General features: G+C 30.1%; 29 protein-coding genes and 1 pseudogene. 27 read left to right on the top strand and 3 right to left on the bottom strand.

The genetic code is table 11. The annotated features are described in order from the left end of the window. Positions 1-12: 12 nt before the first annotated feature. From citD to B3630_RS15500, 18 genes are all read left to right on the top strand, one after another. Positions 13-297 (top strand): citrate lyase acyl carrier protein, encoded by a 285-nt coding sequence (gene citD / locus B3630_RS15415; protein ID WP_346868644.1) that lies wholly within the window; start codon positions 13-15, stop codon positions 295-297. Positions 298-309: 12 nt separating this feature from the next. Beyond that, positions 310-1,218, top strand: a complete 909-nt coding sequence (locus tag B3630_RS15420; RefSeq protein WP_346868643.1) for an aldolase/citrate lyase family protein — start codon at positions 310-312, stop codon at positions 1,216-1,218. Next, on the top strand, positions 1,211-2,761 hold the full coding sequence (gene citF / locus B3630_RS15425) for a citrate lyase subunit alpha (RefSeq protein ID WP_346899698.1): 1,551 nt from the start codon (positions 1,211-1,213) through the stop codon (positions 2,759-2,761). The genes B3630_RS15420 and citF overlap by 8 nt, the downstream gene beginning before the upstream one ends. 118 nt (positions 2,762-2,879) lie before the next feature. Beyond that, the gene (gene citS / locus B3630_RS15430) at positions 2,880-4,226 is read left to right on the top strand and encodes a citrate/sodium symporter CitS (protein ID WP_346899700.1); all 1,347 of its coding nucleotides are present in this window, start codon (positions 2,880-2,882) and stop codon (positions 4,224-4,226) included. A 111-nt stretch (positions 4,227-4,337) separates the two neighbouring features. Further along, a complete protein-coding gene (locus B3630_RS15435) occupies positions 4,338-4,541 on the top strand; it encodes a hypothetical protein (protein WP_346868640.1) in 204 nt (67 codons plus the stop codon). Positions 4,542-4,580: 39 nt separating this feature from the next. After that, a complete protein-coding gene (gene citC, locus B3630_RS15440; protein WP_346899702.1) occupies positions 4,581-5,618 on the top strand; it encodes a [citrate (pro-3S)-lyase] ligase in 1,038 nt (345 codons plus the stop codon). A 122-nt stretch (positions 5,619-5,740) separates the two neighbouring features. Continuing rightward, entirely contained in the window at positions 5,741-7,120 is a 1,380-nt protein-coding gene (citG, locus tag B3630_RS15445; RefSeq protein WP_346899704.1) for a triphosphoribosyl-dephospho-CoA synthase CitG, read from the top strand. A gap of 315 nt (positions 7,121-7,435) precedes the next feature. Then, positions 7,436-7,912 (top strand): NAD(P)H-dependent oxidoreductase subunit E, encoded by a 477-nt coding sequence (locus B3630_RS15450; RefSeq protein ID WP_346868637.1) that lies wholly within the window; start codon positions 7,436-7,438, stop codon positions 7,910-7,912. A gap of 1 nt (position 7,913) precedes the next feature. After that, a complete protein-coding gene (gene nuoF / locus B3630_RS15455) occupies positions 7,914-9,788 on the top strand; it encodes an NADH-quinone oxidoreductase subunit NuoF (protein ID WP_346899706.1) in 1,875 nt (624 codons plus the stop codon). A gap of 4 nt (positions 9,789-9,792) precedes the next feature. Continuing rightward, entirely contained in the window at positions 9,793-11,481 is a 1,689-nt protein-coding gene (locus tag B3630_RS15460) for a [FeFe] hydrogenase, group A (protein ID WP_346899708.1), read from the top strand. A gap of 5 nt (positions 11,482-11,486) precedes the next feature. Then, the gene (locus B3630_RS15465; RefSeq protein ID WP_035133546.1) at positions 11,487-11,735 is read left to right on the top strand and encodes a (2Fe-2S) ferredoxin domain-containing protein; all 249 of its coding nucleotides are present in this window, start codon (positions 11,487-11,489) and stop codon (positions 11,733-11,735) included. A gap of 231 nt (positions 11,736-11,966) precedes the next feature. Further along, positions 11,967-12,389 carry a hypothetical protein gene (locus tag B3630_RS15470; RefSeq protein ID WP_346899710.1) on the top strand — a complete coding sequence of 141 codons (423 nt, stop codon included), beginning with the start codon at positions 11,967-11,969 and terminating at the stop codon, positions 12,387-12,389. 116 nt (positions 12,390-12,505) lie between these two features. Continuing rightward, on the top strand, positions 12,506-14,362 hold the full coding sequence (gene htpG / locus B3630_RS15475) for a molecular chaperone HtpG (protein ID WP_346899712.1): 1,857 nt from the start codon (positions 12,506-12,508) through the stop codon (positions 14,360-14,362). A 117-nt stretch (positions 14,363-14,479) separates the two neighbouring features. Continuing rightward, positions 14,480-15,136 carry a response regulator transcription factor gene (locus tag B3630_RS15480; protein WP_346899714.1) on the top strand — a complete coding sequence of 219 codons (657 nt, stop codon included), beginning with the start codon at positions 14,480-14,482 and terminating at the stop codon, positions 15,134-15,136. Continuing rightward, positions 15,136-16,575, top strand: a complete 1,440-nt coding sequence (locus B3630_RS15485) for a HAMP domain-containing sensor histidine kinase (RefSeq protein ID WP_346899716.1) — start codon at positions 15,136-15,138, stop codon at positions 16,573-16,575. Before B3630_RS15480 ends, B3630_RS15485 begins: the two co-directional genes overlap by 1 nt. A gap of 115 nt (positions 16,576-16,690) precedes the next feature. Then, positions 16,691-17,101, top strand: coding sequence for a hypothetical protein (locus B3630_RS15490; protein ID WP_346899718.1), 411 nt, complete (start codon positions 16,691-16,693; stop codon positions 17,099-17,101). Positions 17,102-17,254: 153 nt separating this feature from the next. Continuing rightward, positions 17,255-17,998 (top strand): NAD(P)H-dependent oxidoreductase, encoded by a 744-nt coding sequence (locus tag B3630_RS15495; protein WP_346899720.1) that lies wholly within the window; start codon positions 17,255-17,257, stop codon positions 17,996-17,998. Between the two features lie 157 nt (positions 17,999-18,155). Continuing rightward, entirely contained in the window at positions 18,156-18,506 is a 351-nt protein-coding gene (locus B3630_RS15500) for a hypothetical protein (protein ID WP_346899722.1), read from the top strand. Positions 18,507-18,627: 121 nt separating this feature from the next. On the opposite strand, the gene B3630_RS15505 is transcribed toward B3630_RS15500, so the two are convergent. Next, positions 18,628-20,784 carry a C25 family cysteine peptidase gene (locus tag B3630_RS15505; RefSeq protein ID WP_346899724.1) on the bottom strand — a complete coding sequence of 719 codons (2,157 nt, stop codon included), beginning with the start codon at positions 20,782-20,784 and terminating at the stop codon, positions 18,628-18,630. Between the two features lie 522 nt (positions 20,785-21,306). Between B3630_RS15505 and B3630_RS15510 the strand changes: the two genes are divergently transcribed. The 7 genes from B3630_RS15510 to B3630_RS15540 all read left to right on the top strand — a co-directional run bounded on the left by B3630_RS15510 (position 21,307) and on the right by B3630_RS15540 (position 24,470). Next, the gene (locus B3630_RS15510) at positions 21,307-21,492 is read left to right on the top strand and encodes a hypothetical protein (protein WP_346899726.1); all 186 of its coding nucleotides are present in this window, start codon (positions 21,307-21,309) and stop codon (positions 21,490-21,492) included. 9 nt (positions 21,493-21,501) lie between these two features. Next, entirely contained in the window at positions 21,502-21,795 is a 294-nt protein-coding gene (locus B3630_RS15515; protein WP_346899754.1) for a GNAT family N-acetyltransferase, read from the top strand. A 164-nt stretch (positions 21,796-21,959) separates the two neighbouring features. Further along, positions 21,960-22,304: a PadR family transcriptional regulator gene (locus B3630_RS15520; RefSeq protein WP_346899728.1), complete on the top strand. Its 345-nt coding sequence runs from the start codon at positions 21,960-21,962 to the stop codon at positions 22,302-22,304. After that, on the top strand, positions 22,291-22,995 hold the full coding sequence (locus B3630_RS15525; RefSeq protein ID WP_346899730.1) for a permease prefix domain 1-containing protein: 705 nt from the start codon (positions 22,291-22,293) through the stop codon (positions 22,993-22,995). Before B3630_RS15520 ends, B3630_RS15525 begins: the two co-directional genes overlap by 14 nt. Next, entirely contained in the window at positions 22,988-23,512 is a 525-nt protein-coding gene (locus tag B3630_RS15530; RefSeq protein WP_346899732.1) for a hypothetical protein, read from the top strand. The genes B3630_RS15525 and B3630_RS15530 overlap by 8 nt, the downstream gene beginning before the upstream one ends. A gap of 458 nt (positions 23,513-23,970) precedes the next feature. Then, the gene (locus tag B3630_RS15535; protein WP_346899734.1) at positions 23,971-24,153 is read left to right on the top strand and encodes a hypothetical protein; all 183 of its coding nucleotides are present in this window, start codon (positions 23,971-23,973) and stop codon (positions 24,151-24,153) included. Further along, positions 24,150-24,470 (top strand): hypothetical protein, encoded by a 321-nt coding sequence (locus tag B3630_RS15540; RefSeq protein ID WP_346899736.1) that lies wholly within the window; start codon positions 24,150-24,152, stop codon positions 24,468-24,470. Before B3630_RS15535 ends, B3630_RS15540 begins: the two co-directional genes overlap by 4 nt. A gap of 181 nt (positions 24,471-24,651) precedes the next feature. On the opposite strand, the gene B3630_RS15545 is transcribed toward B3630_RS15540, so the two are convergent. Further along, complete coding sequence (locus B3630_RS15545; protein WP_346899738.1) at positions 24,652-25,119, bottom strand: VOC family protein; 468 nt, start codon at positions 25,117-25,119, stop codon at positions 24,652-24,654. A gap of 123 nt (positions 25,120-25,242) precedes the next feature. Between B3630_RS15545 and B3630_RS15550 the strand changes: the two genes are divergently transcribed. After that, a complete protein-coding gene (locus B3630_RS15550) occupies positions 25,243-25,389 on the top strand; it encodes a hypothetical protein (protein WP_346899740.1) in 147 nt (48 codons plus the stop codon). Between the two features lie 121 nt (positions 25,390-25,510). Here the strand turns inward: B3630_RS15550 and B3630_RS15555 are convergent, their stop codons facing one another. Then, the gene (locus B3630_RS15555) at positions 25,511-25,864 is read right to left on the bottom strand and encodes a hypothetical protein (RefSeq protein ID WP_346899742.1); all 354 of its coding nucleotides are present in this window, start codon (positions 25,862-25,864) and stop codon (positions 25,511-25,513) included. Between the two features lie 450 nt (positions 25,865-26,314). On the opposite strand from B3630_RS15555, the pseudogene B3630_RS15560 reads away from it, so the two are divergent. After that, positions 26,315-26,866 (top strand): annotated as a pseudogene (locus tag B3630_RS15560) (MBL fold metallo-hydrolase). Positions 26,867-26,919 lie beyond the last annotated feature (53 nt).

Below are 26,919 nucleotides of genomic sequence, written 5' to 3' on the forward strand. Positions count from 1 at the left end.
GGAGGCGTAAATATGGAACTTAAAACAGTAGCTAGTGCTGGCACATTGGAATCCAGTGATATTCAAATTATAATTGAACCCTCAACTGCTGGAATAGAAATTACTCTAGAAAGTACTGTTAAAGCACAATTTGGAGAGGAAATAGAAGCAGTTATTAAAGAAACTCTTAAATCCTTGGAGGTAGAAAATGTAAAGGTGTTTGCTAATGATAAAGGTGCAATCAACCCTGTAATAAAAAGTAGAGTTCAGACTGCGGTTCATAGATCGGCTGAAAAGAAGGAATATAAATGGATGTAAGGGGAGATTAAGATGAAACTAAGACGTTCGATGCTATTTGTTCCTGGAAATAATCCAGGAATTATAAGAGATGTACACATATACAAACCTGATTCAGTAATGTTTGACTTAGAAGATGCAATTGCTATATCAGAAAAGGATTCTGCAAGATTTTTAGTTCACAATATGTTAAAAAATCTAGGAGATTACTATAAAGAACTAGGTATAGAAACAGTGGTTCGTATCAATGGTTTAGATACGGATTTTTGGCAAGAAGATTTAGCGGCAATAGTTACAGGGGGGGTTGAAGTTGTAAGAATTCCTAAAACTGAAACTGTAGAAGATGTTATGACTGTAGATAGAGAAATAGAAAAAATAGAGAAGGCTTGTGGAAGAGAAATTGGTTCTACAAAGATAATGGTAGCCATTGAATCGGCTTTGGGAGTTATGCATGCCTTTGAAATAGCAAAATCTCCAACTAAAAGGTTAATAGGTATGGCTTTAAGTGGTGAGGATTTTGTAACTAGCATGAAGACAACAAGAACTCCAGAGGGAGATGAGCTTTATGTGGCAAGAGGAATGATTGCTATGGCAGGTAGAGCTTGTGGACTTGAAGTGTTAGATACAGTTTATTCAGATGTAAATAACGATGAAGGATTCCTAAAAGAAGCTAATCTTATTAAGAGAATGGGATTTGGCGGTAAGTCATTAATTCATCCAAGACAAGTGGAGCTTATACACAGTGTATATACTCCTAGTGAAAAAGAAATAGTTAAAGCTAAAAAGATAGTCGACGCTACAGCGGAAGCTTTACGTGAAAATAAGGGAGTATTCACTGTAGACGGTAAAATGGTAGATAAACCAATTATAGAGAGAGCTCAAAGAGTTTTAGAACTTGCTAAAGCAGCGGGGGTTTTGGTTGGAGGTGAAGATAATGAGTAATAGAGTAAGCAAAGAATTATTAAACAGCATACCGGGATATGAGAATAGAATGATTTATGAAACTCCGTTTATTAATCAACCAAAGGGAACTATAGTTGAAAGTGATAGTGAAAATTTAAAAGAGCAAGTAAAGAGAACTAAAGTAGTAGAATCTATAAAAGTTGCTATAGAAAAATGTGAAATTAAAGATGGTATGACCATTTCTTTTCACCATCACTTTAGAGCTGGAGATACGCTTTTAATGATGGTAGTAGATACATTAGCAGAAATGGGTATTAAAAATTTAAGAGTAGCATCAAGTTCTTTAACAAGTGCTCATGATGGACTTGTAGCACATATAGAAAATGGTGTTGTAAATAGAATTGAAAGCAGTGGTCTTAGAGGAAAACTTGCAGCTGCAATATCTGAAGGAATTCTAGGTGAGCATCCAGCAGTTATTCGTTCTCATGGCGGAAGAGCTAGAGCTATTGTAGAAGGAGATTTAAAAATAGATGTAGCATTTATAGCAGCTCCATCTGCTGACTGCATGGGAAATGCCAATGGTGTAAAAGGAAAATCCATATGTGGATCTTTGGGATATGCAAAGGTAGATGCAGAGTATGCTAATAAGGTAGTTGTAGTAACAGATACTTTAGTTGATTATCCCAACTTCCCACAGAGCATTTCTCAAACTAAAGTTGACTATGTAGTTGTAGTTGATGAAATTGGTGATTCAAAGGGGATAATGTCTGGAGCAACTAGATTTACATCAAATCCTAAAGAGCTTTTAATGGCAAAAAGAGTACTTGATGTAATGCTTGCATCAGGAAGATTTGTAGATGGATTTTCTATGCAAACAGGTAGTGGTGGAGCGTCTCTAGCAGTTACTCGTTTTGTTAAAGAAGAATTAAAGAAAAGAGATATTAAATTAAGTTATGCCCTAGGTGGAATTACAGGACCTATGGTAGACCTTTTAGAAGAGGGGCTTTGCGATACATTATTTGATGTCCAATGCTTTGATTTAAAGGCTGCAGAGTCCATTGGGAAAAATGAAAGACATATAGAAGTTAGTGCAGATTTTTATGCTAATCCATTTAATAAATCAGCTGCAGTTAACAAATTAGATTTTGTTGTCCTAAGTGCATTAGAGATAGATACTGATTTTAATGTTAATGTTATTTCTGGCTCAGATGGAGTTATTAGAGCAGCATCAGGTGGACATAGTGACACGGCAGCTAATGCTGAAATATCAATTTTAGTAGCACCTCTTACAAGAGGAAGAATTGCAACTATAATTGAAAAAGTAACTACTATTGTTACTCCAGGTAGTACAGTAGATGTAGTTGTTACAGATTATGGTGTAACTGTAAATCCAAGAAGACAAGATTTAATCAACAAGTTTAAGAAGGCATGCCTTCCATTAATAACTATGGAAGAATTAAGAAAAATTGCTGTTAAGCTAATAGGCATTCCTAAGGAATTAAAGTTCTCTGATAATGTAGTAGCAGTAATAGAATACAGAGATGGAAGTATTATAGACGTAGTTAAAAAGCTTAAAAAGTAATCTAAATATAATCTCTTATTTGAAAGGTTTAAATATATATCTTGTTAACTCTATTAGGACTTATTAAAAGTAAGGCCTAGTAATGAAATTATACAATTTATTTTTAGGAGGATTAATTATGCCAGAAAATCTTATTGAAGAAAAAAAAGGTCCCTTTAAAGTATACGGCATGCCGTGGTACATTTTTGCAGGAGTTGCAGTAGTAGTTTTCTTTGCAGCAATTAAGGGATTTTTACCTAAAAACTCTGTAGGTGCCTTTGCACTATTATACTCAGTAGGTATCCTATTTGCTATGATTGGAGATAGAATTCCAATATGGAAAGAGTATGTTGGAGGAGGTCCAATCCTTGCTTTCCTAGGATCTGCAGCATTAGTTTACTATGGGATAATACCAGAAGCTAGTGTTGAAGCTGTAAAAATATTCATGGATACTGCAGATTTCTTAGACTTATTTATAGCAGTACTTATAACAGGGTCAATATTATCAGTTAATAGGAAATTACTAATGAAAGCTTTCCTTGGATATATTCCAGCCATATTAGGTGGAGTAATTGTAGCTTTTGTACTAGGAGCTTTAGGTGGAGCTATGTTTGGTATTCCTATGTCAGAAATAGCAACTAAGTATGTACTTCCAATAATGGGTGGTGGAACTGGAGCAGGAGCAATTCCAATGAGTGAAATTTACTCAAGTGTTACTGGAGGAGACCCTGCAGCATGGTTATCCTTTGCGCTATCAATTCTTACAATAGCTAATATTATAGCTATAATAGCAGCGTCAGTATTAAATAAATTTGGTGAAACTAAAGCTGGAGCTAAATTTAATGGACATGGTGAATTAATAAGAAATGCAGAAGATATATCTAAATTAGAAGAAACAAGAGTAGTTAAAGTTACAGCTAGAGAAGTTGCAGCAGGACTAATTCTTGCATGTGCATTTTATGTACTTGGAAATATTTTATCAAAAACTTTAATTATACCAGAATTTACGTTGATGGGAATCAATGTTAAAATTGATATTCATAGGTTTGCGTGGATGGTTATTTTAGTAGCTATAGCTAATGTAGCTAATATAATTCCATTAGAATTAAAAGAGGGCGCTAAAAAGCTTCAAGGATTTTTCTCTAAACAATTCTTACTAGTAGTAATGGTTGGAGTTGGTATAGCTATGACAGATCTTGGGGAGCTTATAGCAGCATTCAATATTGCTAACGTTGTTATAGCAGGTTTAATAGTTACAGGAGCAATTCTTGGATCAGGAATTGTAGGATGGTTAGTAGGATTCTATCCAATAGAAACAGCAATTTCAGCCGGGTTATGTATGGCAAACCGTGGAGGATCAGGAGACGTTGCGGTTCTTACAGCAGCAAAACGTATGGATTTAATGTCATTTGCGCAAATTTCTTCTCGTCTTGGTGGAGGAATAATGCTTATATTAGCAAGTATAGCCTTTGGTATATTCTTTTAAAATCAGATTTTGAAAATAAATATAAAAAGAGTGTTGCTGTCAACACTCTTTTTATATTATGATACAATGTAAGTATCCTAATAGTTAGAAACTTATAATGGAGTGAAAAATATGAGTAAAAAGAAAAATAGAAAAACAAATAAAGAAATCTTACAAGAAGCTCATGCAGAGGGAATGTTTAATGAAGCAGAAGAAATAGCTAAAGGAAAAAAGAAATATGAATTTAAAAGTGGCTTTGATGCTGTGTTTTCAGTAATTATTGTAATTATTGCATTACTAATAATATCCTTTGTAAGAAGATACTTTAACTTATAAAATTAAGATAGGATATAATTTATTAAATGAGGTGAAGAAATGTATTATAACACTCAAAAAATAAATCTTAATTCTAAAATAGAAGTAAATAGGGTTGAGGAATTTTTAAAGGGATTTGCCCTTAAATATGAAGATGTAGATTATACTTTAATAATAGAGGAAAAGGGAGAAATAATAGCTACTTGTTCTAAGAAAAATAATATCGTTAAATGTTTTGCTGTAAGTGAGGATCATCAAGGGCAAGGTATATCCAATATACTTATTACTGATATCACTAATAAACTCTTTGAAGAAGGCATATACCATAACTTTATTTTTACTAAGCCCTCTAATAATTTTCTGTTTCAAGGACTTGGATATAAGGTGATTGTTGATACAGATAAAGTTAGCTTATTGGAAGCAGGAAATAAAAATATCTATAGTGAGTTGAAAAATATAAAGGAGAGTTATGAGTTAAAGGAAGAAGAACAATATGCTGCATTAATTATGAACTGTAATCCTTTTACACTAGGCCATAAATATATAGTTGAGAAGGCAGCTATGGAAAATAGAAATGTTATAATTTTTGTAGTAGAAGAAGAGAAGTCCTCTTTTCCATTCCAAATTAGATTTCAACTTATAAAAGAGGGAGTTAAGGAATTTAATAATGTAACTGTAATACCTGGTGGAAATTATATTATATCATCAGCTACTTTTCCAAATTATTTTTTAAGAAAAGATGACGACATTCTAAAAGAATACACTAAAATAGATGGAAATGTCTTTGGTAAATATTTTTGTAAGGAGCTAAATATAACTAAAAGATATGTAGGAAGTGAACCTTACTGCAATGTTACTAATACTTATAATGAAACTTTAGAAGACGTATTGCCTAAGTACGGTGTGGAAGTTGAAGTTATAGAGAGATGTGAGATAGAAAATAAAGCTATAAGCGCGTCTAGAGTTAGAGAATTACTTAAAGAAGATAAACTAGAAGAAGTGAGGGAGCTAGTACCATTAACTACCTATGAATTTTTAACAAGCAGTCTAGGAAAAGATATCATAGAGAAGCTTAAACTTAGAGATTTGCCTCATTAAAATAACAAATATTTTCTTAGGTGAAAATTGAAAATTAATTAATATGCAATAGAAACATTAAATTTATCATAGTAAGGAAGGGGAAAAGTGATAGGATAATTATTGCCTATCCTTACATTAATATGGACTATACAGAAATAGATGAATTTTTAAATCATAGAGAAAAGAGAGTATTACATCAAGAACAACTTCTGAGAAATACATCTGGGGGAATTACTCTTGCAACTGTAAGAGTAAACTATCCTGGTATAAAAAAATCTAATTACATTACAGATAAAATTGCCAAGATAGTTTGTGAGGATATATATTTATTTCATAATAAAAATATAATTTGTGAAGAAGTATATAAGAATAAAGAAGGAGTTATAGGTCATTTCATCTTTAATACTGATAACATTGAAGTAAAAAAGAAACTTATATATATGGAAGAAAATCATATATTAGGTAGATGTGTAGATATAGATATATATTATCTTGATGATAGTGATCCATTGATGCCGTCATTGCGTGGAGTATCTAGAAGTGACATAGGTCTAGAACCTAGAAAATGTTTTTTATGTGAAGAAGAAGCTAGAGTATGTTCTAGAAGTCAAAAGCATAGTATAGAGATGATAAAAGAGTATTTTATTGATAAGTATGAAGAATATACTTGTTATTTAGCTAAAAGAGATAAATTATCTTATGGGATATCTCAACTAGCACTAAAATCAATGATTACAGAGGTATCAACTATGCCTTCTTATGGATTAGTTTCACCTGTTACAAGTGGGTCCCATAAAGATATGGATTACTATACATTTTTAGATAGTAGTTTTGCTATAGCACCCTTTATAAAAGAAATGGTAGAAGTAGGCTATAGCTATGAAACTCCAAAAAATATTTTTAAAGCTATTAGAATTATTGGAATAAAATGTGAAGATACTATGTTTAAAGTTACTAAAGGAGTAAATACTCATAAAGGCATGATATTTTTAATAGGAGTAGTGGCTACTGCGCTAGGTAAAGCTCTTTATGAGAAATTATCCTTTAATAAAGTTCAGATTATACTAAAGGATATGTGTGAAAATATATTGGATGATTTTAAAGATTTGCATAAAAAGAAAGAATTAACTCATGGAGAGGCTTTATATTTAAAATATGGCGTTGCTGGAATTAGAGGTGAAATTAAAAAAGGTCTTGAAAATATTTTCCAGGAAATAATACCCAAATATAAAAATTCTAATCTAAAAGGAAATGATTTGTATTCTGAAACATTACTTATGCTGATTAGTAAAGTAGAGGATAGTACCATTGTACATAGACAAAATATAGAAAAACTTCGTGAAGTTCAAAGATGCGCCTATGAAATTTTAAACTTAGGGGGTTTCAATAGCGAAGAAGGAATTAAAGCAGCCCATCACTTTGAAAAGCAGTGTATAGATGAAAATGTGAGTCCTGGGGGATCAGCGGACTTATTGGCATTAGTTATATTTTTGACAGAGTCTGAAAGGTTTTTTTCATAAACTTTACATCGTTACAGATGTAAAGTTTTAAAGTAGATATATTTAATTAACACAGGATGTTGAATATATCTACTTTATTTTATAAATTTTTCAAAAACACCCATGCATTATAGAGAATTTATAATAATGATATATAGAAATTAATGTAAAATTAAAGTAAATATAAAAAAATGTAAGAATAATAGTTTATATAGTTAATATAATATATAGAAATCAATTAAAAAAATAATTATTATTTTGTATTGAAATATTTGAAAATTCAGTATAAAATGTAATAGTGATAATAATTTAACAAGCATTGTAGGGGGGAAAACAATGAAAACATCCTTTAATTATGAAGAACTAGATGTTATATTAAAAAATCATGGATATAACCCTAGTAGTATAATTGCTATATTGCAAGACACTCAGGAGATATATAGATATCTTCCAGAGGAAATATTTCCATATTTCTCTAAAAAATTAGGTGTTAGTGAAGCAAAAATTTACAGCGTAGCTACATTCTATGAAAATTTTTCTTTAGAACCTAAAGGAAAATATGTAATAAAAATATGTGATGGAACAGCATGTCATGTAAGAAAATCTATACCAATATTAGAAAAATTAAGAAGTGAATTGGACCTTTCAGAGAATAAGGTTACTACTAATGATTTAATGTTTACTGTGGAAACGGTTTCATGTCTCGGAGCGTGTGGTTTAGCACCAGCGTTAACTGTTAATGATAAGGTTTATGGAGCCATGACTCCTGAAAAGTCATTAGAACTTTTAAGTAAGCTTAAGGAGGAGAAATAATATGCTTCTTAATAGAGAGGATTTAATTAATATAAGAAATACCTATAAAGAAAGCTTTCACAACGAAAAGGTAAAAATCCTTGTATGTGGAGGTACTGGTTGTATAGCAGGTGGTTCACTGGAAATATACGATGAACTTGTAAGACTAATGAAGGCAAAAGATATAATATGTGAGGTAAGATTAGAAAAAGAATCTCATGAAAAATCTGTGGGAATTAAAAAAAGTGGTTGCCATGGGTTCTGCGAGATGGGACCTTTAGTAAGAATTGAACCATGGGGATATTTATACATAAAAGTTAAGCCACAGGATTGTGAAGAAATTATAGATAAGACTATTGTTTTAGGTCAATGTGTAGATAGATTGGCTTATGAAAAAGATGGTAAGGTTTACAAAACTCAAGATGAAATACCTTTCTATAAAAAACAAACTAGATTGGCATTAGAACATTGTGGTCATATTGATTCTACATCTATAGAAGAATATTTTGCTATAGGTGGATATTCTGCTTTAGAAAAAGTACTGTTTGATATGACTTCAGATGAAATTATAAAAGAAATTGATGATTCTAATTTAAGAGGCCGTGGTGGCGGTGGATTCCCAACTGGGCGTAAGTGGGGTCAGGTAAAACGTCAACCTGAGGGTGAGAAGTACATTGTATGTAATGGTGATGAGGGAGATCCAGGTGCCTTTATGGATAGAAGCATAATGGAAGGAGACCCACATAGAGTTATAGAGGGAATGATGATTGCAGCAGTAGCCTGTGGAGCACAGGAAGGATACATATATGTACGTGCAGAATATCCTCTTGCTGTTAGCAGATTAAAGAATGCTATAGAAGAAGCTAAAAAGTATGGAATATTAGGTGAGAACATTCTTGGTACAGGTTTTAGCATGGATATAAAAATCAATAAAGGAGCAGGTGCTTTTGTATGTGGAGAAGGAAGTGCACTAACAGCTTCTATTGAGGGAAAAAGAGGTATGCCTAGAGTTAAGCCACCAAGAACTGTAGAACAAGGATTATTTGGAAAACCAACAGTGCTTAATAACGTAGAAACCTTTGCTAATGTACCTATAGTAATTGAAAAGGGAGCAAATTGGTATAAAACTATGGGCCCAGAAAATAACAATGGAACAAAAGCCTTTGCATTAACAGGAAACATTGAAAATACAGGGCTTATTGAAGTTCCAATGGGTACAACCTTAAGAGAAATAATATTTGATATCGGCGGAGGAATAAGAGGAGGAGCAGAGTTTAAAGCTGTTCAAATTGGTGGTCCTTCAGGTGGTTGTTTAACAAAAGAACATTTAGATTTACCACTAGATTTTGATTCTTTAAAGAAAGCTGGAGCTATGATAGGTTCTGGTGGGTTAGTTGTAATGGATGAAAATACTTGTATGGTAGAAGTAGCTAGATTCTTTATGAACTTTACTCAAAATGAGTCTTGTGGTAAGTGTATACCATGTCGTGAAGGAACTAAGAGAATGCTTGAAATATTAGAGAGAATTGTAGCAGGTAAAGGTGAAATTGAAGATATTGATTTATTACTAGAACTTGCAGATACAATATCTTCTACAGCTTTATGTGGATTAGGAAAAACTGCAGCATTCCCAGTAGTAAGTACAATAAAGAATTTCCGTAGTGAGTATGAAGCACATATTATTGATAAGAAATGTCCAACCAAGACATGTCAAAAACTTAAGACTATATATATAGATGCAGACCTTTGCAAGGGTTGTTCAAAATGTTCAAGAATTTGTCCAGTAGGTGCCATTTCAGGTAAGGTTAAAGAACCTTTTGTAATTGATAAAAATAAATGTATTAAATGTGGTGCCTGTATTGAAGCTTGTGCCTTTAAAGCTATAAAGGAGGATTAATAGAATGAATGAACAATTTATGATTATAGATAACATCCCAGTGGAAATAAAGGGAGAAAAAAATATTTTAGAGGTAATTAGAAAAGCAGGAATAGACTTACCAACTTTATGCTACTACTCAGAGCTTTCTGTATATGGAGCTTGCCGTATGTGTATGGTAGAAAATAAGTGGGGTGGAATTGAAGCTGCATGTTCTACACCACCAAAAGCTGGTATGCAGATATATACTAATACACCTAGATTAAGAAAATATAGAAAGAATATATTAGAATTATTACTTTCAAATCATTGTAGAGATTGCACTACCTGTGAAAAAAATGGACATTGTAAACTACAGGAGTTAGCACATCGCTTTGGAATAAGAAAAGTAAGATTTGACAATACAGCAGAAAAAAGCGAATTAGATACATCATCTTTATGTATAGTAAGAGATAAGAGTAAATGCATACTTTGTGGTGACTGTGTAAGAATGTGTAATGAAATTCAAAATGTAGGTGCTATTGACTTTATAAAAAGAGGAGCAGAGATGAGTGTAGGTACAGTTTTTGACAAACCTATAGTAGAATCAAACTGTGTAGGTTGTGGTCAGTGTGCAGCAGTATGTCCTACAGGAGCTATAGTAGTAAAAGATGATACACAAAGACTATGGAAAGATTTAAGTGATAAAAATACTAAGGTAGTAGTGCAAATAGCTCCAGCAGTAAGAGTTGGAATAAGTGAGGAGCTTGGACAAAAAGATGGAGAAAATGTAATGGGCAAAATCGTTGGAGCTTTAAAGAGAATGGGTTTTGATGAAGTATTCGATACATCTACTGGAGCTGACCTTACAGTTCTGGAAGAAACCGGAGAATTCATTTCAAGATTAGAAAATAATGAAAGACTTCCTTTATTTACTTCTTGTTGTCCAGCTTGGGTTAATTATGTAGAAAAAACTTACCCAGAGATGATGGATAATATCTCAACATGTAAATCTCCTATGCAGATGTTTGGTTCTGTTTTAAAAGAGCACTATAGCCATTCTAGTAAAAGAATAGTCAATGTAGCAATAATGCCTTGTACAGCTAAGAAATTTGAAGCTGATAGAGATGAATTTAAAGTTGATGGAGTTAAGGATATAGACTATGTTATAACTACTCAAGAGCTTATAGCTATGATAAAGGAAGCTGGAATTATATTTTCAGAGATAGAACCAGAAGCTGTAGACATGCCATTTGGTGTTAGTAGTGGAGCAGGAGTTATATTTGGAGTTACAGGTGGAGTTACAGAGGCTGTTTTAAGAAGGGTTTTAGATGATAAATCTGTATCTACACTAAGAACTATAGCATTTAATGGAGTAAGGGGAATGTCTGGGGTAAAGGAAACTAGTATTACAGTAAATGACAAGGAATTAAAAATTGCTGTAGTTAGTGGTCTTAAAAATGCTGATGACCTTGTGAAAAAGATAAAATTAGGAGAAGCACATTATGATTTTATTGAAGTAATGGCTTGCCCAGGTGGATGTGTAGGTGGAGCAGGACAACCATTTACTATGTTCGAAGGAAAGCAAAAGCGAGGAGAAGGTTTATATGCAGCAGATAAGATGAGTAGCCTTAAACGCTCAGAAGAAAATCCAGTAATGATGTCTCTTTATTCAGGATTATTAAATGGAAAAGTTCATAAGTTATTACATGTGAATTATAATAGAGGGGAGTAAACGCTGTGGTAAACTTAAGTGTTTGTATAGGTAGCGCCTGTCATGTGAAGGGATCTTATAATGTTATAAATGCTTTTCAACAGAGCATTGAAGAATATAATCTATCAGATAAAGTAGATTTAAAGGCAGTATTTTGTTTAGGTCATTGTTCTGATGCTGTATCTGTAAAAATTGATGATGGAGAAGTATTCAGTGTATCAGGTTTAACGGCAAAGAGTTTCTTTAAAAAAGAAGTATTACCAAGAGTAAAATAAGGTCATAAAACAAGCTAAATGTTAAATTAATATTGAGCCTACACTTATAATAAAGTGTAGGCTCGGTATTTTGTAAGTTTTAGTGAGCTATTTTTGAGAAGAAGCTCTTTTTATTCATAGTAAATAAGTAGAATTTCTAAAAAATCTATACAGTTGTTAATTAAAATCTATATATGTGATATAATGATGTGCATGTAAAACTTAAGAATTAATTAACAGGAGCTGATATAAATGTATGTATTATTTGGTGAAAATGTAATTCATAATGATGAGATGAAAGAAATAATAGAAAGTAAAACTGATTTTAAAGTAATTAAGGATATGACAAAGGGAACTAAAAGAGAAGATGTTCATGCCTTTTGCTTAAGTGTGAAAATCTCAATCTTAAATGAGATTATAGAAGAAGAATATGATGATTTTAATTTAAGTGAAATGAAAGAGGACGATGTTTTTGATGAATATCTCAGCTTAGCAGAAGAGATGGCATTAGATATGGAAGAGTTTATTCCAGAGGAAGCTATTATCGATGCAAAGGCTTATAAATGGGATCAATCAGATAAAGATATAAAAGTTATTGTTATCATTGGAAATGACCAATTAGAAGAAAGAAAATTGAGAGATGTAATGAAAAGATTACTAACTCAAGCAGAGTAAATGTGATATTTTTACAAAAAATTCACAATATATTCTTTATTTTATATAAAATTAGGTATAAAATATTTTATACGGTTGAGTATAAAATTTATTATTTTTGTTTGGAGGAGATATATATGCTTAAAGAGAATGGAAACATTTCAATTCATACTGAAAATATAATGCCGATTATAAAAAAATGGCTATACTCTGATAAGGATATATTTATAAGGGAACTTATCAGTAATGGTTGCGACGCTATTAATAAATTAGAAAGACTAGCGACCTTTGGAGAAGCAGCTGTGGAGGAGTCTAAATACGAAGTTACCGTGTCCTTAAATAAAGATGAAAAAACAATTAAGTTTATAGATAACGGTATAGGAATGACTTCAGATGAAGTGAAAAAATATATTAATCAAGTAGCTTTCTCAGGAGCCGAGGAATTTTTATCTAAGTATAAAGATAAAATTGATGAAGGAAAAGGGATAATTGGCCATTTCGGATTAGGGTTTTATTCATCTTTTATGGTATCAGAAAAAGTTGAAATTGATACTTTATCTTATAAGGACGGCGAAGAGGCTGTTAAGTGGATTTGTGAAGGTGGTACAGAATATGAAATTGAATCCTCTGAAAGAACTTCCAGAGGAACAACTGTTACTCTTTATATAAGTGAAGATAGCAATGAATTCTTAGATTATTACAAATTAAGGCAAATTATAAAAAAACATTGTAACTTCTTCCCTGTTGAGATTTATCTAATAGATGAGAATGAGAAGAAAGATGATAAGGATTCAGAGAAGGATATAGAAAAAGCTCCTTTAAATGATACAAAACCATTATGGATGAAAGCTCCAAAGGATTGTACAGATGAAGAGTATAAAGAGTTCTATAGAAAAGTCTTCAATGAATATAATGACCCTCTATTTTGGATTCACATGAATGTAGACTATCCATTTAATTTAAAAGGAATATTGTACTTCCCTAAATTAAAACATGAATTTGAAGCTACAGAAGGAGAAGTGAAACTTTATAATAAACAAGTTTTTGTGGCAGATAATATAAAAGAAGTTATTCCTGAATTCCTACTTTTATTAAAAGGTGTTATTGATTGCGAAGACATTCCTTTAAATGTATCAAGAAGTTTTCTACAAAAGGACAATAATGTATCAAAGGTTTCTAGACACATTGTAAATAAAGTGGCTGATAAACTTACATCTCTATTTAAAAATCACAGAGATGAGTACAATGACTTTTGGAAAGATATAAATATATTTATTAAATATGGTTGTCTAAGAGATGAAAAATTCTATGAAAAGGTTAAAGATATACTGATTTTCAAAACTACTAATGGAGGCCATTTAACATTAAAACAATATCTAGAAAACAATAAGGAAAATCATGATAAAAAAGTTATTTATGTTAATGATGAAAAGCAACAGTCTCAATATATTAAAATGCTAAAAGACAATAACTTAGAAGCTGTGATTTTAAATACCACACTAGATAGTCATTTTATTACTTTAATGGAGAGTAAAGAGGAAGGAGTACAATTTAGTAGAATTGACTCTGACTTAACAGAAATATTAAAGGCTGATGTAATAGATNNGGAAAACAAGGCTATAGAAGATATATTTAAGAGTTCTATAAATAAGGAACAACTAAAAATCTCTATAGAGCCTATTAAAACAGAAGAAGTTCCAGCCATGATTACTCTGTCAGAACAGTCTAGAAGAATGGCTGAGATGAGTGTGATGTTTGGAGGAGGGGATATGTCAATGTTCCCTAAAGAAGAGACTTTAGTTGTAAATAGTTCAAATCCATTAATTAAAAAACTATTTTATTTATCTAAAGATGAAAATAAAAAAGACTTGGTTAATGATATTTGTAACCATGTGTATGACTTAGCTATGATAAGTCATGGACAATTAGGTGCTGATGAGATGTCTGATTTCATCAAAAGAAGCAATGATTTACTTGGAAGATTAATTAACTAGAGGTACCTAATAATTGTAATCATGAAGTGTATGTCCTAAAATAATTTTGGGACATACACTTTATTTTATACTATAATGGTATAAAATAAAGATGATATATTAGTTTAGGAGGTTTCAATGAAAATTTTAGTTGCTGATGATGATGAAAGAATTTTAAGGCTTATTGCTGATTATTTAACTTTTAACAAATTTGAAGTAATTACAGCAAGGGATGGTAAGCTTGCTTTAGAAAACTTTGATGGCACCATTGATTTAGTAATTTTAGATGTGATGATGCCTATTTATGATGGATGGATTGTATGTAAAGAGATTAGAAAGATATCAGAAGTACCCATAATTATATTAACGGCTAAAGATAGTGATTTGGATGAACTTTTTGCCTTTGATATAGGAGTGGATGACTATGTATCTAAACCATTTAACATAGCCCTATTACTTGCTAGAGTTAATAGACTTTTAAAAAGCAAAATTAGTAAGGCAAGGAGCATTGTATTTAAAGGGATTGAAGTAGATGAAGAAAGTCACATGGTAAAAATAGATGGTAAGGAGAAAGAACTAAATCCTAAAGAATATGAACTATTACTTTACTTTATAAAAAATGTAAATAAAGTAGTAAGTAGAGAAACACTACTAAGAGTTATATGGGATGAAGATTACTTTGGTGATACTAGAACTGTAGATACTCATATAAGTCGGTTGAGAAATAAATTGGAAGATTATAATAAGTATCTAAAGACCATAAGAGGTTTCGGATATAAGTTTGGAGAAGTATGATGAAATCAATTAAATTAAAGTTATTTTCTGGTATAGTTCTCATATTAAGTATTTTTATTTTAGGGATTGCAACCTATGGAATCACATATAAAGACTTTTTCCAGAGAGAAAAGTTAAAGGAAATGAATGATGTAATTGAAGAAATTAAAAACTATATAAATAAAGACTATGATAATAGAGTTGACGGGAAGTTAGAAGGACTTTCAGAGAAGTATAGTGTTCAAATAGATATAAAAGATGCACTGACATCAGAGAGCATATTTTCTAGCCATAAAATGGGTAAAAATAATATGATGAATGGACAACATAGATTTGAAGTTATAGAATTTATAGGTGAAAAAGAGGGAATAAGCGAAACCATAACCCTTGATAGATCTACAGGTGTAGAGTTCTTAACTGCTGTAGGAAAAAATAAATATGCTTACGAAATAACTGTTAAAACACCAATTACTGTTATTGATGATGCAGTAAATAAATCTATAAAGCTTTTATTTATGATAATGATACCTGTTGGATTTATATCACTTTTTATCACAGCATTATTTTCAAGACAATTTACTAAGCCAGTAATAGAAATAACTAAAAAAACTAGAAAAATAGAAGAGCTAAGCTTTTGTGAGGATTTAAATATAAAGAGTATTGATGAAATAGGATTACTAGCTAAAAGTGTTAATAATTTATCTCATAAAATAGAAGAAACCTTAAGAAATCTAAAAGAAAAGAATTTAGAGTTAGAGACTATGATGGAGAATGAAAAGAAAAATCAATTAGCTAGAAGGGAATTTGTATCTTCCGTATCTCATGAACTAAAAAGCCCTATAACTGTTATTTCAGGTTATATTCAAGCACTTCAAGAAGGTTTTATATCTTCAGAAGAGGATAGAAAATATTATTTAGATGTAATAGGTGAAGAAACAGATAGATTAGGTATCATAGTCAATGATCTTTTAGATTTATATAAGCTAGAATCAAATACCTTTAAATTAAATAAAAAAGAAGTAAATATAAATAGTTTAATGAAAAAAACTCTAGAGAAAAATAAATTTAGATTCGAAGAAATGAATATAAATCTTAACTTTACGGAAGGTGAAAATATTACTGTTATAGTGGATGAAGTTAGATTAGAGCAAGCAGTACAAAATTATATTAATAATGCCCTTAGCCATGTAGATGAAAATAAAATAATAGATATTAAGCTAAAATCAATTGAAGATAATTTAGTAATCTCTGTGTATAACAGTGGTAGTAATATTGAAGATGATAACCTTACTAGAATTTGGGAAGGGTTTATAAGGGGAGATAAGGTAAGAAACTATAAAGAAAAGCGACTAGGTTTAGGTTTAGCCATAGTGAAACAAATAGTAAATCTTCATGAGGGTACCTATGGAGTAAGGAATAGGAAACATGGTGTGGAATTTTGGATAAGCTTAAGGTTATAAAAATGTATACTTATTTTAATCTAACTATTAGATTGTTGTAACATTAATGTAACATTCCCTTGTTATTATAAAGATGTAAAGGAAATAAAAAAATTAATGAAGGGAAGGATTTAATATGAAAAAATCAATGATAGCCTTAGCACTAGTAGGAGTAATCACAGCTTCAGGAGCAACTATGGCTTTTGCAGATGAAAACTTAGGGGGAGCTTTTAGAAATGATGGAGCTACACAGGTTCAAAGCTTAGTAGAAGAAGGAAAGACTTTAGAAGAGGCAAAGGAAATTATGTTGCAAGAGAAATATGAAAGAGTAGATGCAGCTGTAGAAAGAGAAACAATAACTGCAGAAAGAGGAGAAGAAATTAAAGCTGAAATGGCAGAAAACAGTGTTACTTGCGATGGGACTGGCATGAATAGAGAAAACAAGGAAGGATATGGACTTAATCAAGGCTTAGGTAATGGTGCAGGTCAAGGGAAAGGAGCTGGCCAAGGAAAAGGTGCTGGTAGAGGAAATTGTATAAATAACTAAATCTATTATTTAAATAGCTAATATTATAGGAAGGATAGATATATTTGTATAAGTATATCTACCTTCCTTTTTTCTATAATATTTCTTTACATTAGTTAGAATAGTTATGGTAAAATATTGTATATATACTACGACTATGAAGGAGATAATAATATGAAATGTGTAGTTATTCATGGTAGCCCAAGAAGAGGAAATACATGGAATGTATTAACCCTAGTAAAGGAAGAAATGAGAAAAAATTTAGAGATAGAGTTTATCGATATTGAGCTAAGAAAAGAAAATCTTCCCCTATGTGTAGGATGTTTTAATTGCATTTATAAGGGCGAAGATAAATGCCCCCACAAATATATTATGAGTAAAATTATGAAAGAAATTAAAGAAGCAGAAGCACTAATAATTACTTCTCCTGTATACTCTATGCAAATAAGTGGATTACTAAAAAACTTTATAGATCATATGTCTTACAATTTCCATAGACCAAGTTTATTTACAAAGAAAGCTTTAATAATAACCACCACAGCTGGCGCAGGTCATAAGGATGCTGCAAACTATGTGAGAAGTGTTTTAAACTACTGGGGATTTAATCATGTTCAAACTTTACCAATTGCTTATAGAAGTAGGGAACTTACAGATAAAAATAAAATAAAGGTATTAGAGGGTGGAAAAAAATTTAGTGAGGAATTAAAATCTAAAAAGATTCATAAACCATCCTTAAAATCAGTAGTTATGTTTAATCTTTGGAAAGCCATGTCAAAGGAGAAATATGAAGAAGGAAGTGCAGACTATGACTACTGGCATAGTGAAGATATGAGTAAAAGTGTATTCTCACCTCAAGTTCCTATTGGTATATTAAAAAAATTAATGGGAACAATTATTTATGGGTTAATGAATAAATAAGGTATGTATAAATATATAAAATATGGTAAATGATATATGTAGAAATAAGAATTTAGCTTGAACTATAACATGATAAGTATTATAATATGAATACATTATNNATAATGTATTCATATTATAATTATTAAATAAAAAATCCGCGGTTGGGGTGATGGTTTTGGATATAGAAATTGAGAATATACTTGTAAAGCTGTTAGAAGGTCAAACAAGACTTGAGACACAAATTAATGGTGTTAAAAATGAGATAAAGAAGAATTCAATAAAAATTGAATCTATAGAAAAAAACATAGATATGATTGTAGAAGTACAAAGTTCGCATAGGGAACAAAATGAAAGTTCATTTAAAAGCACAGATTTAATAATAGAAGAGAAGACAAACTTAATTGAGAAATCAATAAAAAACATTTCTAAAAATGTTAAAGAAGTAAAAGAAAGCATAGAAGTATTAAAGGACATGACAGGTAGACATGAGGTAGATATTAACATATTAAAACGGAGGCCTGTTTAGATAAAAATTTAATGACTTCATTAATAACCATTTTATTAATTTAAGATAGTTATTTTTTATGGCTAAAATATAGATTAAATACTAAGGGGGTGCTACAAGCACCCCCTTATATATTATAGATTTAGTTAACTATAGGATAACTTGCATTTAGGTTATATTTTGTAGAAGTACTATGAGCACCATTATATCCAACAACTTTAAGATAGTATGTGCCAAGTGTACGTGCTGAATAAGAAATGGATTCATTTGATGTTGAGCTTTTAGTAGAAGAGGCTACTCTTTTTCCTGATGAGTTATAGAGATATAAGTCATAGTCATATGGTAGATTTGTTAATGTTGCAGAGATAACACCAGATTTGTTAGTTGTTACTTTATAATAATCAACGTCTGTATTTGAATATATATATGAACTATAATCTACACCACTATTTATAGTATATGCTTGGGAAGTAGAATCGTTTGGTTCATATGGATCTGCTGGTTCTTCTGGATCTGTAGGGTCTGTTGGATTTGTAGAGTCTGGTAGGATTTGTATAGATGGGTCACCGAATAATGTCCAAGTGTTGAAGGTTAACAAATCACTGCTTGTACCGTTATCTAGCATTCTAGTTTCACCAGAGTAACACAAGCCGCCTAGTGATACCCTACTGTTGTTGCAAAGTAAGTCAATTATTCCATCTTGACCATTCATAGGAGGTATCCAAGGTTGATTTACTGTTGACATTAATGTTCCTATTGCACCTATTGGGTTTCCATTACTATTCCTTGAGCGAAGCCAAGTTTCTGCAAAACAAGTACCGCTTTGGAATTTACCGCTTACGCAAGAGACACTTACAATAAATGGAAGTTGTCCTGGGTTTTGAAGATTTTTTATATTGGTATTACTGAAGCCTGTTGTTACCCAGTAATTTTCAGCACCGTGTCCACAATAATTTATTATACCTCTGCCTTGGTTTAGACTATTAGTAACAGAAGAAGCTGATGCACCTGGATCGTATATACTATCCACTTGAGTATAACCTGCATTTAGAAGTCTACTCTTTATGCTATCCATTTGTTGTATATCTGTTTCTCCAGAACCTTCATCTGATGCTATACCAACACCTTTTTTAAACCATGCAGCTGTATTATAACCATTTTGTTCAAACTCAATAGATCTTTGCACTTGAGTTTCAACATCTGATATACTTTCTGCAGAAAAACGGCCTACATATATGTCAGGATAATCATCTGAACCTGCAACCTTTGTATAAGTAGGATCAGAAACTCCTGTAGAGTAAGTAGGAGAGGATACATGTGCATAGTCACCTACAAGAAGTACATAAGTTAATTCAGGGTGTTGATTGTAATAGTTTTGTATATAGTTTTTTATTTCAGTTGGATTATTAGATGATGATACTGTAGACATATTTACTAATGTAGTGTTTATTCCTCTGGAGTTTTTCCAATTAATAAAGGAATTCATAGCACTACTAAACTGATCATAAGATATGATAAGCATAGAGCCTGTCTCTGAAGGATTATTCATTAAACGATGAGTAGGAGTTTTTACATTATTGTAGTTAATAAATGTGTTTGAATAAGCAGGTTCGAAATCAGAAGTGATTTTATTAGATCTTGTAGTGGTAAGTGAATTTACTGATGATTCACCATCTGTTATTATTTCTACAGTTACAGATTTATAAACTCTTAAAGTTTCATTTTTAGGTTTATATTGAAATGCATTTAGTGTAATAGTTGTCCCTCTTAATTCTCTCATTATAAAAGGTTCACTAAAAGAAACTAATTCTGAAGGATAAAAGTTTTTATTTTTATATTCCTTACCTAATTTATAAGGAATATCTTCAGGATTTTTATCCCTTGTTATAGAACCTTTTGAGGGAGCTATAGGGAGGTTTTTATAGTCTTTATATTCTGATGATATAACGTTCAACTTAACGTCGGCATCATTTGGTATAACTATATTTCTGCATATGCGAGGAAGCTCCGGAGCCCCTTCTTCAAGAGGTAAGCTAGTACCCTCACAATTAATATTATAGTAAGATTTATTGTTAATGTTTACTAAGTTTTTACTAAAATTATTAATATCGAATTTTACAACTGTATGGTGAGAATCAGACTCTAACACAGTAACACTAACATCATCAGTGCTATTTGAGTTACCATCATTGTCAAGACTAGAAGTGGTTCTAGTATTAAATACAAAGAAACATTGAGTAACTAAAAATGTCAGTAGAAATAAAAATACTGATAGTTTTGATTTAAACAAATTTTTCATACATTCCCTCCTGAAAATTAGAATTTAATAGAGATAAAATAAATAGAAAATTATCTAAATAGTACATCCCCCCTTTTAAATTATTTTAATTGTAACTTATGATATAAAGTGTGTTTTGTCTATATAGATAACAACTAAAATATGAAATTATTAAAGTTGTTTATCTCAAATATGATATTATAGAAAATCTTAACTTTAACATGGAGTTTATAAACTAATTATGTGATAATAGATAAATCATATTATATAAAATTGGATGAATAATTTTTGAAGATGTTTATAAAAGTAGTTCATCACTTTTATGAAAGAATGCATATGCATTTTATGCAGAATTATATGTAATAATTAAATGAAAAATTTATGTTATTTATATATTAGAACAGATTTACATAATTGTAAATATAAAATGTGAAATTTCTTTAAAAAAGTTAATGGTATGGAAACAATTAACGTTGTTTTTAAGACAATAAAGAGAATATAGCATATTATTCTTCTAAAAAAGGCTTTAACCATGATGAAGGAATGCATATTAGAAAGAAAAAAATAACTGAGGAGAGTTTCAAGATTACAAATATTGAGGGTATAGACTTTGCTACTCTTGAATTTATAGACGAAGATGAGATAAAACAGTTAGTAGAAAAGCAAAACGAAGTATTTGTTAGAGGCTATTCCATTGAGGATATAAAGGAATTAAGAAGAGAAAATTAATGGTTCAGTATAGCAGCTAAACATAAGGGAGAAATTGTAGGTAATAATATTATTATCGTAAAGGAATATGGATTAAACAATAAATATAGTTGTGTGGATGATTTATTTGTTTCAAAAGAATGGAGAAAGCAAGGTGTTGGAAAAAATCTGATTATAAGAGTCTTTCAAGGGTTAAAGGATTTAAATATTAAGGAATCAAGACTAGAAGTCTGGAGTGAAAACAAAAGAGCATTGTCAGTTTATAATAGTGTAGGATATAAGTTTCACAAAGAGACAGAATCATCAATTGGGATGTCTCTTTAATGCTATTTTGTATGAAATAATTAAATTTCAAGAATTAAGATTTTCATGTGCTACTAATATGAAATGTGGTGTAACAATTTTCTGAATACAAAGTTTGACATACCTTGATTATCTAAGTATAATTATACTTAGATAATCAAGGTATAATTTTGGGAGGCGTTAATGTGAAAATTGATAAAGGATTAATAGGAGGAAGTACCGTTTTACTAGTACTGTCCTTGATAGAAGAAAATGACAAATATGGATATGAGATAATAAAGGAGTTAGAGGTTCGATCAGATAAAACTTTCCAATTTAAGGAGGGCACCCTATATCCTGTTTTACACAAGCTTGAAAATAATGGTTATGTAAAATCATATATGGCTAAAGGAGATACAGGTAAAGAGAGAAGATATTATAAGATAACTAGGAGTGGAAAAAAACAGCTTATAGAGGAAAAGAAAAAGTGGGAAGAATTCTCAATGTCTGTTAATAAAGTTATTGGTGGTGAATCATATGCCTTCGCTTAAAAAAGAAAAGTTTTTAAAAGAGGTTTTGTCCTATGTTAAGTTTTTTTTAGACAGAGATGATATTAAAACAGAACTTGAAAGTCATATATTGGAAAAAGTGGATTACTATATTGAACAGGGCTATGAAAAAGAAAAAGCAGAAGAGTTATCTATAAATGATATGGGAGATGCTAAGAAAATTGGAATTGAGCTTAATAAACAACATAACCCTATCCTTGGTTGGATATGGTACATAACAAATGTAATGGTTGGAATAACAATTATATTCAGTGTATTTGTTATTGGACCTCTTTTAGTAGAGCCTTTATTTAAAGCTAACCTGATAAATAATATTGAAAAATCTAATATAGTTTATAAAATGGATATAGATGAAAAAGTTAATGTGGATGTCACAGTTATTCATTTTAAAAATATTATATATGAGAAAAATGGAGATCTTAGCTTTTTTTATGAGTACTATGATACTAAGATGTGGGGATATAGTATTGGATTAATTAGAGAGATAACTGACAATCTAGGAAACATATATCCTTATGGTCCAAGTGAGATGCAAGGTGGAATAAAAACTAAATGTATGCAAACAATAAAAAACTTTTCAAGAGAAGCAGATACATTGATTATAAGTTATGATAATTATAATAGAAAGTACAAAGTAGAAATACCTTTACAAGTAGGTGATAAAAATGAGTAGACTTAAAAAAGTGGGTAGAAATATTATTATTTTAGCTATTTTATTATTTTTGATTTTTATGACATTAGGACTTCATTTAACACCACTATCAGCTAATGAATGCTCTGAACGTTGTGTACATTATGGTCCATCGGAAGTGGTACATGTAGAAAATTATGAAAAAGGGAAATATATACTTTGTAAATATGACAAATGGGTGTCATGTAATATTGCGAATAAAGGATTATTTTTCTTTTGGAGAATCGAGGATCAGTCAATTGGATTTGAAAATGATAAGACTAAAGCTATAAATTATACTTGGCATGGTTATGACCAAGATTCTATAGTTTATGGCATTGTTAATGATGATAAAGTGAAAAAAGTTGAAGTAACTTCAAATGGTGGAAAGGTTTTTACACAAACAGAATTTTATGATGATTTATTTTTATTAATTTGGAAATGGGATAATGATTGGGGCTTTAAGAGTATAAAAGGATATGATTCTGATAATAATGTAATTTTTGAAAAAAATTTTTAAAATCTCATATATCTAATATTAAGTTTTTTAAAATGAAAAAATTATGAAACATAGAACTAAAAAGATAAGTGTAATCATAATTATATAGAAATAATAAGATTGCTATGAAGGTATATTTGATATAAGAAAGGGCTATTAAAAAATAAAGTTATTGATACATGACTTAGACAATAAGGATTTTAAAAAGATATTTCCTAATCAATTAGATGATACAATGGTTATTTCAGATGATGGAACTATACATCATTGCATAGGCTGTTTTGGTTGTTGAATAAAGACACCAGCAGTGTGTGTAATACGAGATAAATATGGTGATATGGGAGAGTATTTGTCAAAGTGTAAAGAGATAACTCTTGTTAGTAAGTGTTGTTATGGTGGATTTAGTCCATTTGTAAAAAAATGTGTTAGATCGAAGCATTTCTTATATTCATCCCCATTTTGTAATAAGAAATGGAGAAATGCATCATCGAAGAAGATATAAAAATCATATAGATATTAGTGTTTGGTTTTATGCTGAAAATATAACTGAAAAACAAACTTGTGAAAAATTAGTAAAAGCAAATTCTATTAATTTGAATTGTCATATTAGTAGCATTTCATTTGTTAATAGCATTGAGGAGATGGAGGGGCAGATATTATGAAAATAGCTCTTATTAGTGGAAGCCCTAAAATTAAAAATAGTGCTTCTGATTATATCTTGCAAGAATTGAAAGCTTTTTTAAGACAGCAGGATAATATGATTATTGAATATTACTTTAGAGAGCCGCAATTGAGTATAAAAGAAATAGAGAATTTAGTAGAATGTGATACTTTAGTATTTGCGTTTCCGCTATATGTAGATGGAATTTCATCTCATTTGTTAAATGGTCTTGTTAAATTAGAAAAAACTTTCCAAGGTATAAACAAAGAAATTAAAGGAAATGGGTTAAAGAGGAAAGACTTATTTTTAAGAAAGTAATTGTGTTTTTACTTATTTGGAACATATATAATAAAATTTTAAAGTATATGAAAGAGAATATTAAAATGGAATTATTTGAATCATAAAATAAAAATACTGTATTATTCATAATGAATATTCGGTATTTTTTTATTTGAGAGCCTGCGAAAAAAACCTAAAATCAACTTCCTAAAATGAAAATTTACTTTAGGCAAAAGCTTATATAATCAACTGGTACATCCATTCTAAGGGCAACTTCATTAATTGACAAACCACTATTTAAGAATCTTCTGACAACTATTATCATATTTTCGCCAACTTCAATAATGTGCTTATCAGGGTCGTAAAAACGAATAACTCGCTGTCCCCAAGAATGTTCTACTATAGGGTGTACATAGTTAATGTATGTTATGTTATTAATCCTTTGAATAAAGGAATCAAAATTATCTTCTTCAAAGTATAACTCTGCGTCATTTCCTCCAAATACAATTTCATTATCTTTTTTGTGAATAAAAGTAGACCAAGAATTTTTTGTTTGTAATGCAATACCTCCTGTTAAAGTCACATTTGCGCCAAAATCCTCAACAACTTTTAAACCAAGCACTTCATAATAAAACAACTTTGATTTTTCCATATTAGAAACCACTATTAACGGACTTAAAAATTTCATTATATTCCTCCTCATATATGTGACAATTATTTATTTTAATTAATACTGTAACTTTTTAACTGATTTTTCATATTATGTAATTGGCAAGAAAGTTTGTTCATTAATGAAAGGGGGGGGATTATCATGTTTAAGGAAAAAAAGTATAATAAGAATAAATATAAAAACTCTGATTATAAATATCAGTATTATACGCATGAATATATAGGTATTGTAAGGATTGTTAAATTACAGCCATACCCAAAACAACCATCATTTTCTTGGGGTTTCTAGCTAAACTAACCAAGTTTAAATAGGCATGTGTATAAATTTATATTGAGCTGTCATCACTGACAGCTCTTGTTATTTAATGACTAAGTGCTAGTTACTTTGAATAGCTCAGTATTCTAAGAAATTAGATAGTTGTTCCTAATTTCTTCATTGTACAACCTATGATAAATAAATCAATGACTAATCCTAAAATTATAATAACTGTTTTTGAAATTAGTGTTAAATGAAACCTAAGGGATATTTTAATAAATATCAGTGATGTTAATATGCATATGATTATAAATACACCAATTAAAATAGAAAATTTTTTAATGCCATTTTTTTTTGCATATTCAATAATATCATCAATACTACACAATAGAATGGTTATCATTAATATGGCACTATCCCATTGCTGAATTCCAATAAGTTTAGCTAAAATCCATAAAAGTATACCTAATACGATGATAAGGTGCTTGTATTTTTTCCATGAATTCATTTTAAATTGCTCCTATTCACTCAGAATGCATTAAAATTATTTATTGATTCTGTTTAATTAATATACATAGTATAACATATTTTCCAATACAGTTCTATTAAGCTTTAAATACCAAGCTATTGTAATTCATTTTTCAACATTTATTTATTATTAGCAAAAGATATAATCAAAAAACCATACAATTAGTTATATTCATAGATAAAATTAAGAAGACTCCATTTTAAAATACTGGATTAAATGTGATATATTTATTTTAAGTTTACTTTTATTTTAGTACAATCAATTTTTAGAATTGTTACCTAATATATAGGGAAATATATTTACTTCAATTCTCTAGTGCATTTTTAATTTTGATAAAAATGTTTGGATTGAATCTTAAATATGATAAAGAATTACAGTTTTCTGATTATATAGAGCTTAGTTTAATATACTAATGGGAGGTATAACTTAATGGCTATTGAAACAGATTGGTTTACAGTTGAGTTAATAGATGATACTACGTATTGTATAAGTGAATATAAGCATTGGGAAGAAACGCATTGTTATTTATTAATTGGAAATGATAAATGTTCTTTAATTGATACAGGACTTGGTATTGCAAATATAAAAAATATAATTGATCAAATAACAGATTTACCCATAGAGGTGATTTCGACTCATATTCATTGGGATCATATAGGTGGCCATAAATATTTCTAAAAATACGGGGTCCATGAAAATGAAGAAGATTGGATATCAAAAAAATTTCCCATTCCTCTTCAAGTAGTAAAGAATAATTTAATGAAATATCCTTGTGATTTACCATGTGATTTTAATATAGACAATTATGAAATATTTCAAGGAAATCCAACTTTTCTTTTAAGGGATGGTGAAAAGATTCATATTGGAGAAAGAAAATTAATAGTAATTTATACACCTGGACATTCTCCAGGACATATGTGTTTTTACGAGGAAAAAAGAGGATATTTATTTTCAGGTGACTTGATTTACAAAGGTATATAGGAAACTATTTAAATATATAACTATTTAAATAGTTGGACTTACGTCAATATTTT

Origin of the sequence: Clostridium sp. UBA7503 (assembly GCF_002477055.1) — a bacterium.
GTDB lineage: Bacteria > Bacillota > Clostridia > Clostridiales > Clostridiaceae > Clostridium_J > Clostridium_J sulfidigenes.

Bases quoted from the DNA above. Each gene is read 5' to 3' on its own strand.
- citD (WP_346868644.1), top strand. From the start codon at position 13: ATGGAACTTAAAACAGTAGCTAGTGCTGGCACATTGGAATCCAGTGAT.
- B3630_RS15420 (WP_346868643.1), top strand. From the start codon at position 310: ATGAAACTAAGACGTTCGATGCTATTTGTTCCTGGAAATAATCCAGGA.
- citF (WP_346899698.1), top strand. From the start codon at position 1,211: ATGAGTAATAGAGTAAGCAAAGAATTATTAAACAGCATACCGGGATAT.
- citS (WP_346899700.1), top strand. From the start codon at position 2,880: ATGCCAGAAAATCTTATTGAAGAAAAAAAAGGTCCCTTTAAAGTATAC.
- B3630_RS15435 (WP_346868640.1), top strand. From the start codon at position 4,338: ATGAGTAAAAAGAAAAATAGAAAAACAAATAAAGAAATCTTACAAGAA.
- citC (WP_346899702.1), top strand. From the start codon at position 4,581: ATGTATTATAACACTCAAAAAATAAATCTTAATTCTAAAATAGAAGTA.
- citG (WP_346899704.1), top strand. From the start codon at position 5,741: ATGGACTATACAGAAATAGATGAATTTTTAAATCATAGAGAAAAGAGA.
- B3630_RS15450 (WP_346868637.1), top strand. From the start codon at position 7,436: ATGAAAACATCCTTTAATTATGAAGAACTAGATGTTATATTAAAAAAT.
- nuoF (WP_346899706.1), top strand. From the start codon at position 7,914: ATGCTTCTTAATAGAGAGGATTTAATTAATATAAGAAATACCTATAAA.
- B3630_RS15460 (WP_346899708.1), top strand. From the start codon at position 9,793: ATGAATGAACAATTTATGATTATAGATAACATCCCAGTGGAAATAAAG.
- B3630_RS15470 (WP_346899710.1), top strand. From the start codon at position 11,967: ATGTATGTATTATTTGGTGAAAATGTAATTCATAATGATGAGATGAAA.
- B3630_RS15480 (WP_346899714.1), top strand. From the start codon at position 14,480: ATGAAAATTTTAGTTGCTGATGATGATGAAAGAATTTTAAGGCTTATT.
- B3630_RS15485 (WP_346899716.1), top strand. From the start codon at position 15,136: ATGAAATCAATTAAATTAAAGTTATTTTCTGGTATAGTTCTCATATTA.
- B3630_RS15490 (WP_346899718.1), top strand. From the start codon at position 16,691: ATGAAAAAATCAATGATAGCCTTAGCACTAGTAGGAGTAATCACAGCT.
- B3630_RS15495 (WP_346899720.1), top strand. From the start codon at position 17,255: ATGAAATGTGTAGTTATTCATGGTAGCCCAAGAAGAGGAAATACATGG.
- B3630_RS15505 (WP_346899724.1), bottom strand. From the start codon at position 20,784: ATGAAAAATTTGTTTAAATCAAAACTATCAGTATTTTTATTTCTACTG.
- B3630_RS15510 (WP_346899726.1), top strand. From the start codon at position 21,307: ATGCATATTAGAAAGAAAAAAATAACTGAGGAGAGTTTCAAGATTACA.
- B3630_RS15525 (WP_346899730.1), top strand. From the start codon at position 22,291: ATGCCTTCGCTTAAAAAAGAAAAGTTTTTAAAAGAGGTTTTGTCCTAT.
- B3630_RS15530 (WP_346899732.1), top strand. From the start codon at position 22,988: ATGAGTAGACTTAAAAAAGTGGGTAGAAATATTATTATTTTAGCTATT.
- B3630_RS15535 (WP_346899734.1), top strand. From the start codon at position 23,971: ATGCATCATCGAAGAAGATATAAAAATCATATAGATATTAGTGTTTGG.
- B3630_RS15540 (WP_346899736.1), top strand. From the start codon at position 24,150: ATGAAAATAGCTCTTATTAGTGGAAGCCCTAAAATTAAAAATAGTGCT.
- B3630_RS15545 (WP_346899738.1), bottom strand. From the start codon at position 25,119: ATGAAATTTTTAAGTCCGTTAATAGTGGTTTCTAATATGGAAAAATCA.
- B3630_RS15550 (WP_346899740.1), top strand. From the start codon at position 25,243: ATGTTTAAGGAAAAAAAGTATAATAAGAATAAATATAAAAACTCTGAT.
- B3630_RS15555 (WP_346899742.1), bottom strand. From the start codon at position 25,864: ATGAATTCATGGAAAAAATACAAGCACCTTATCATCGTATTAGGTATA.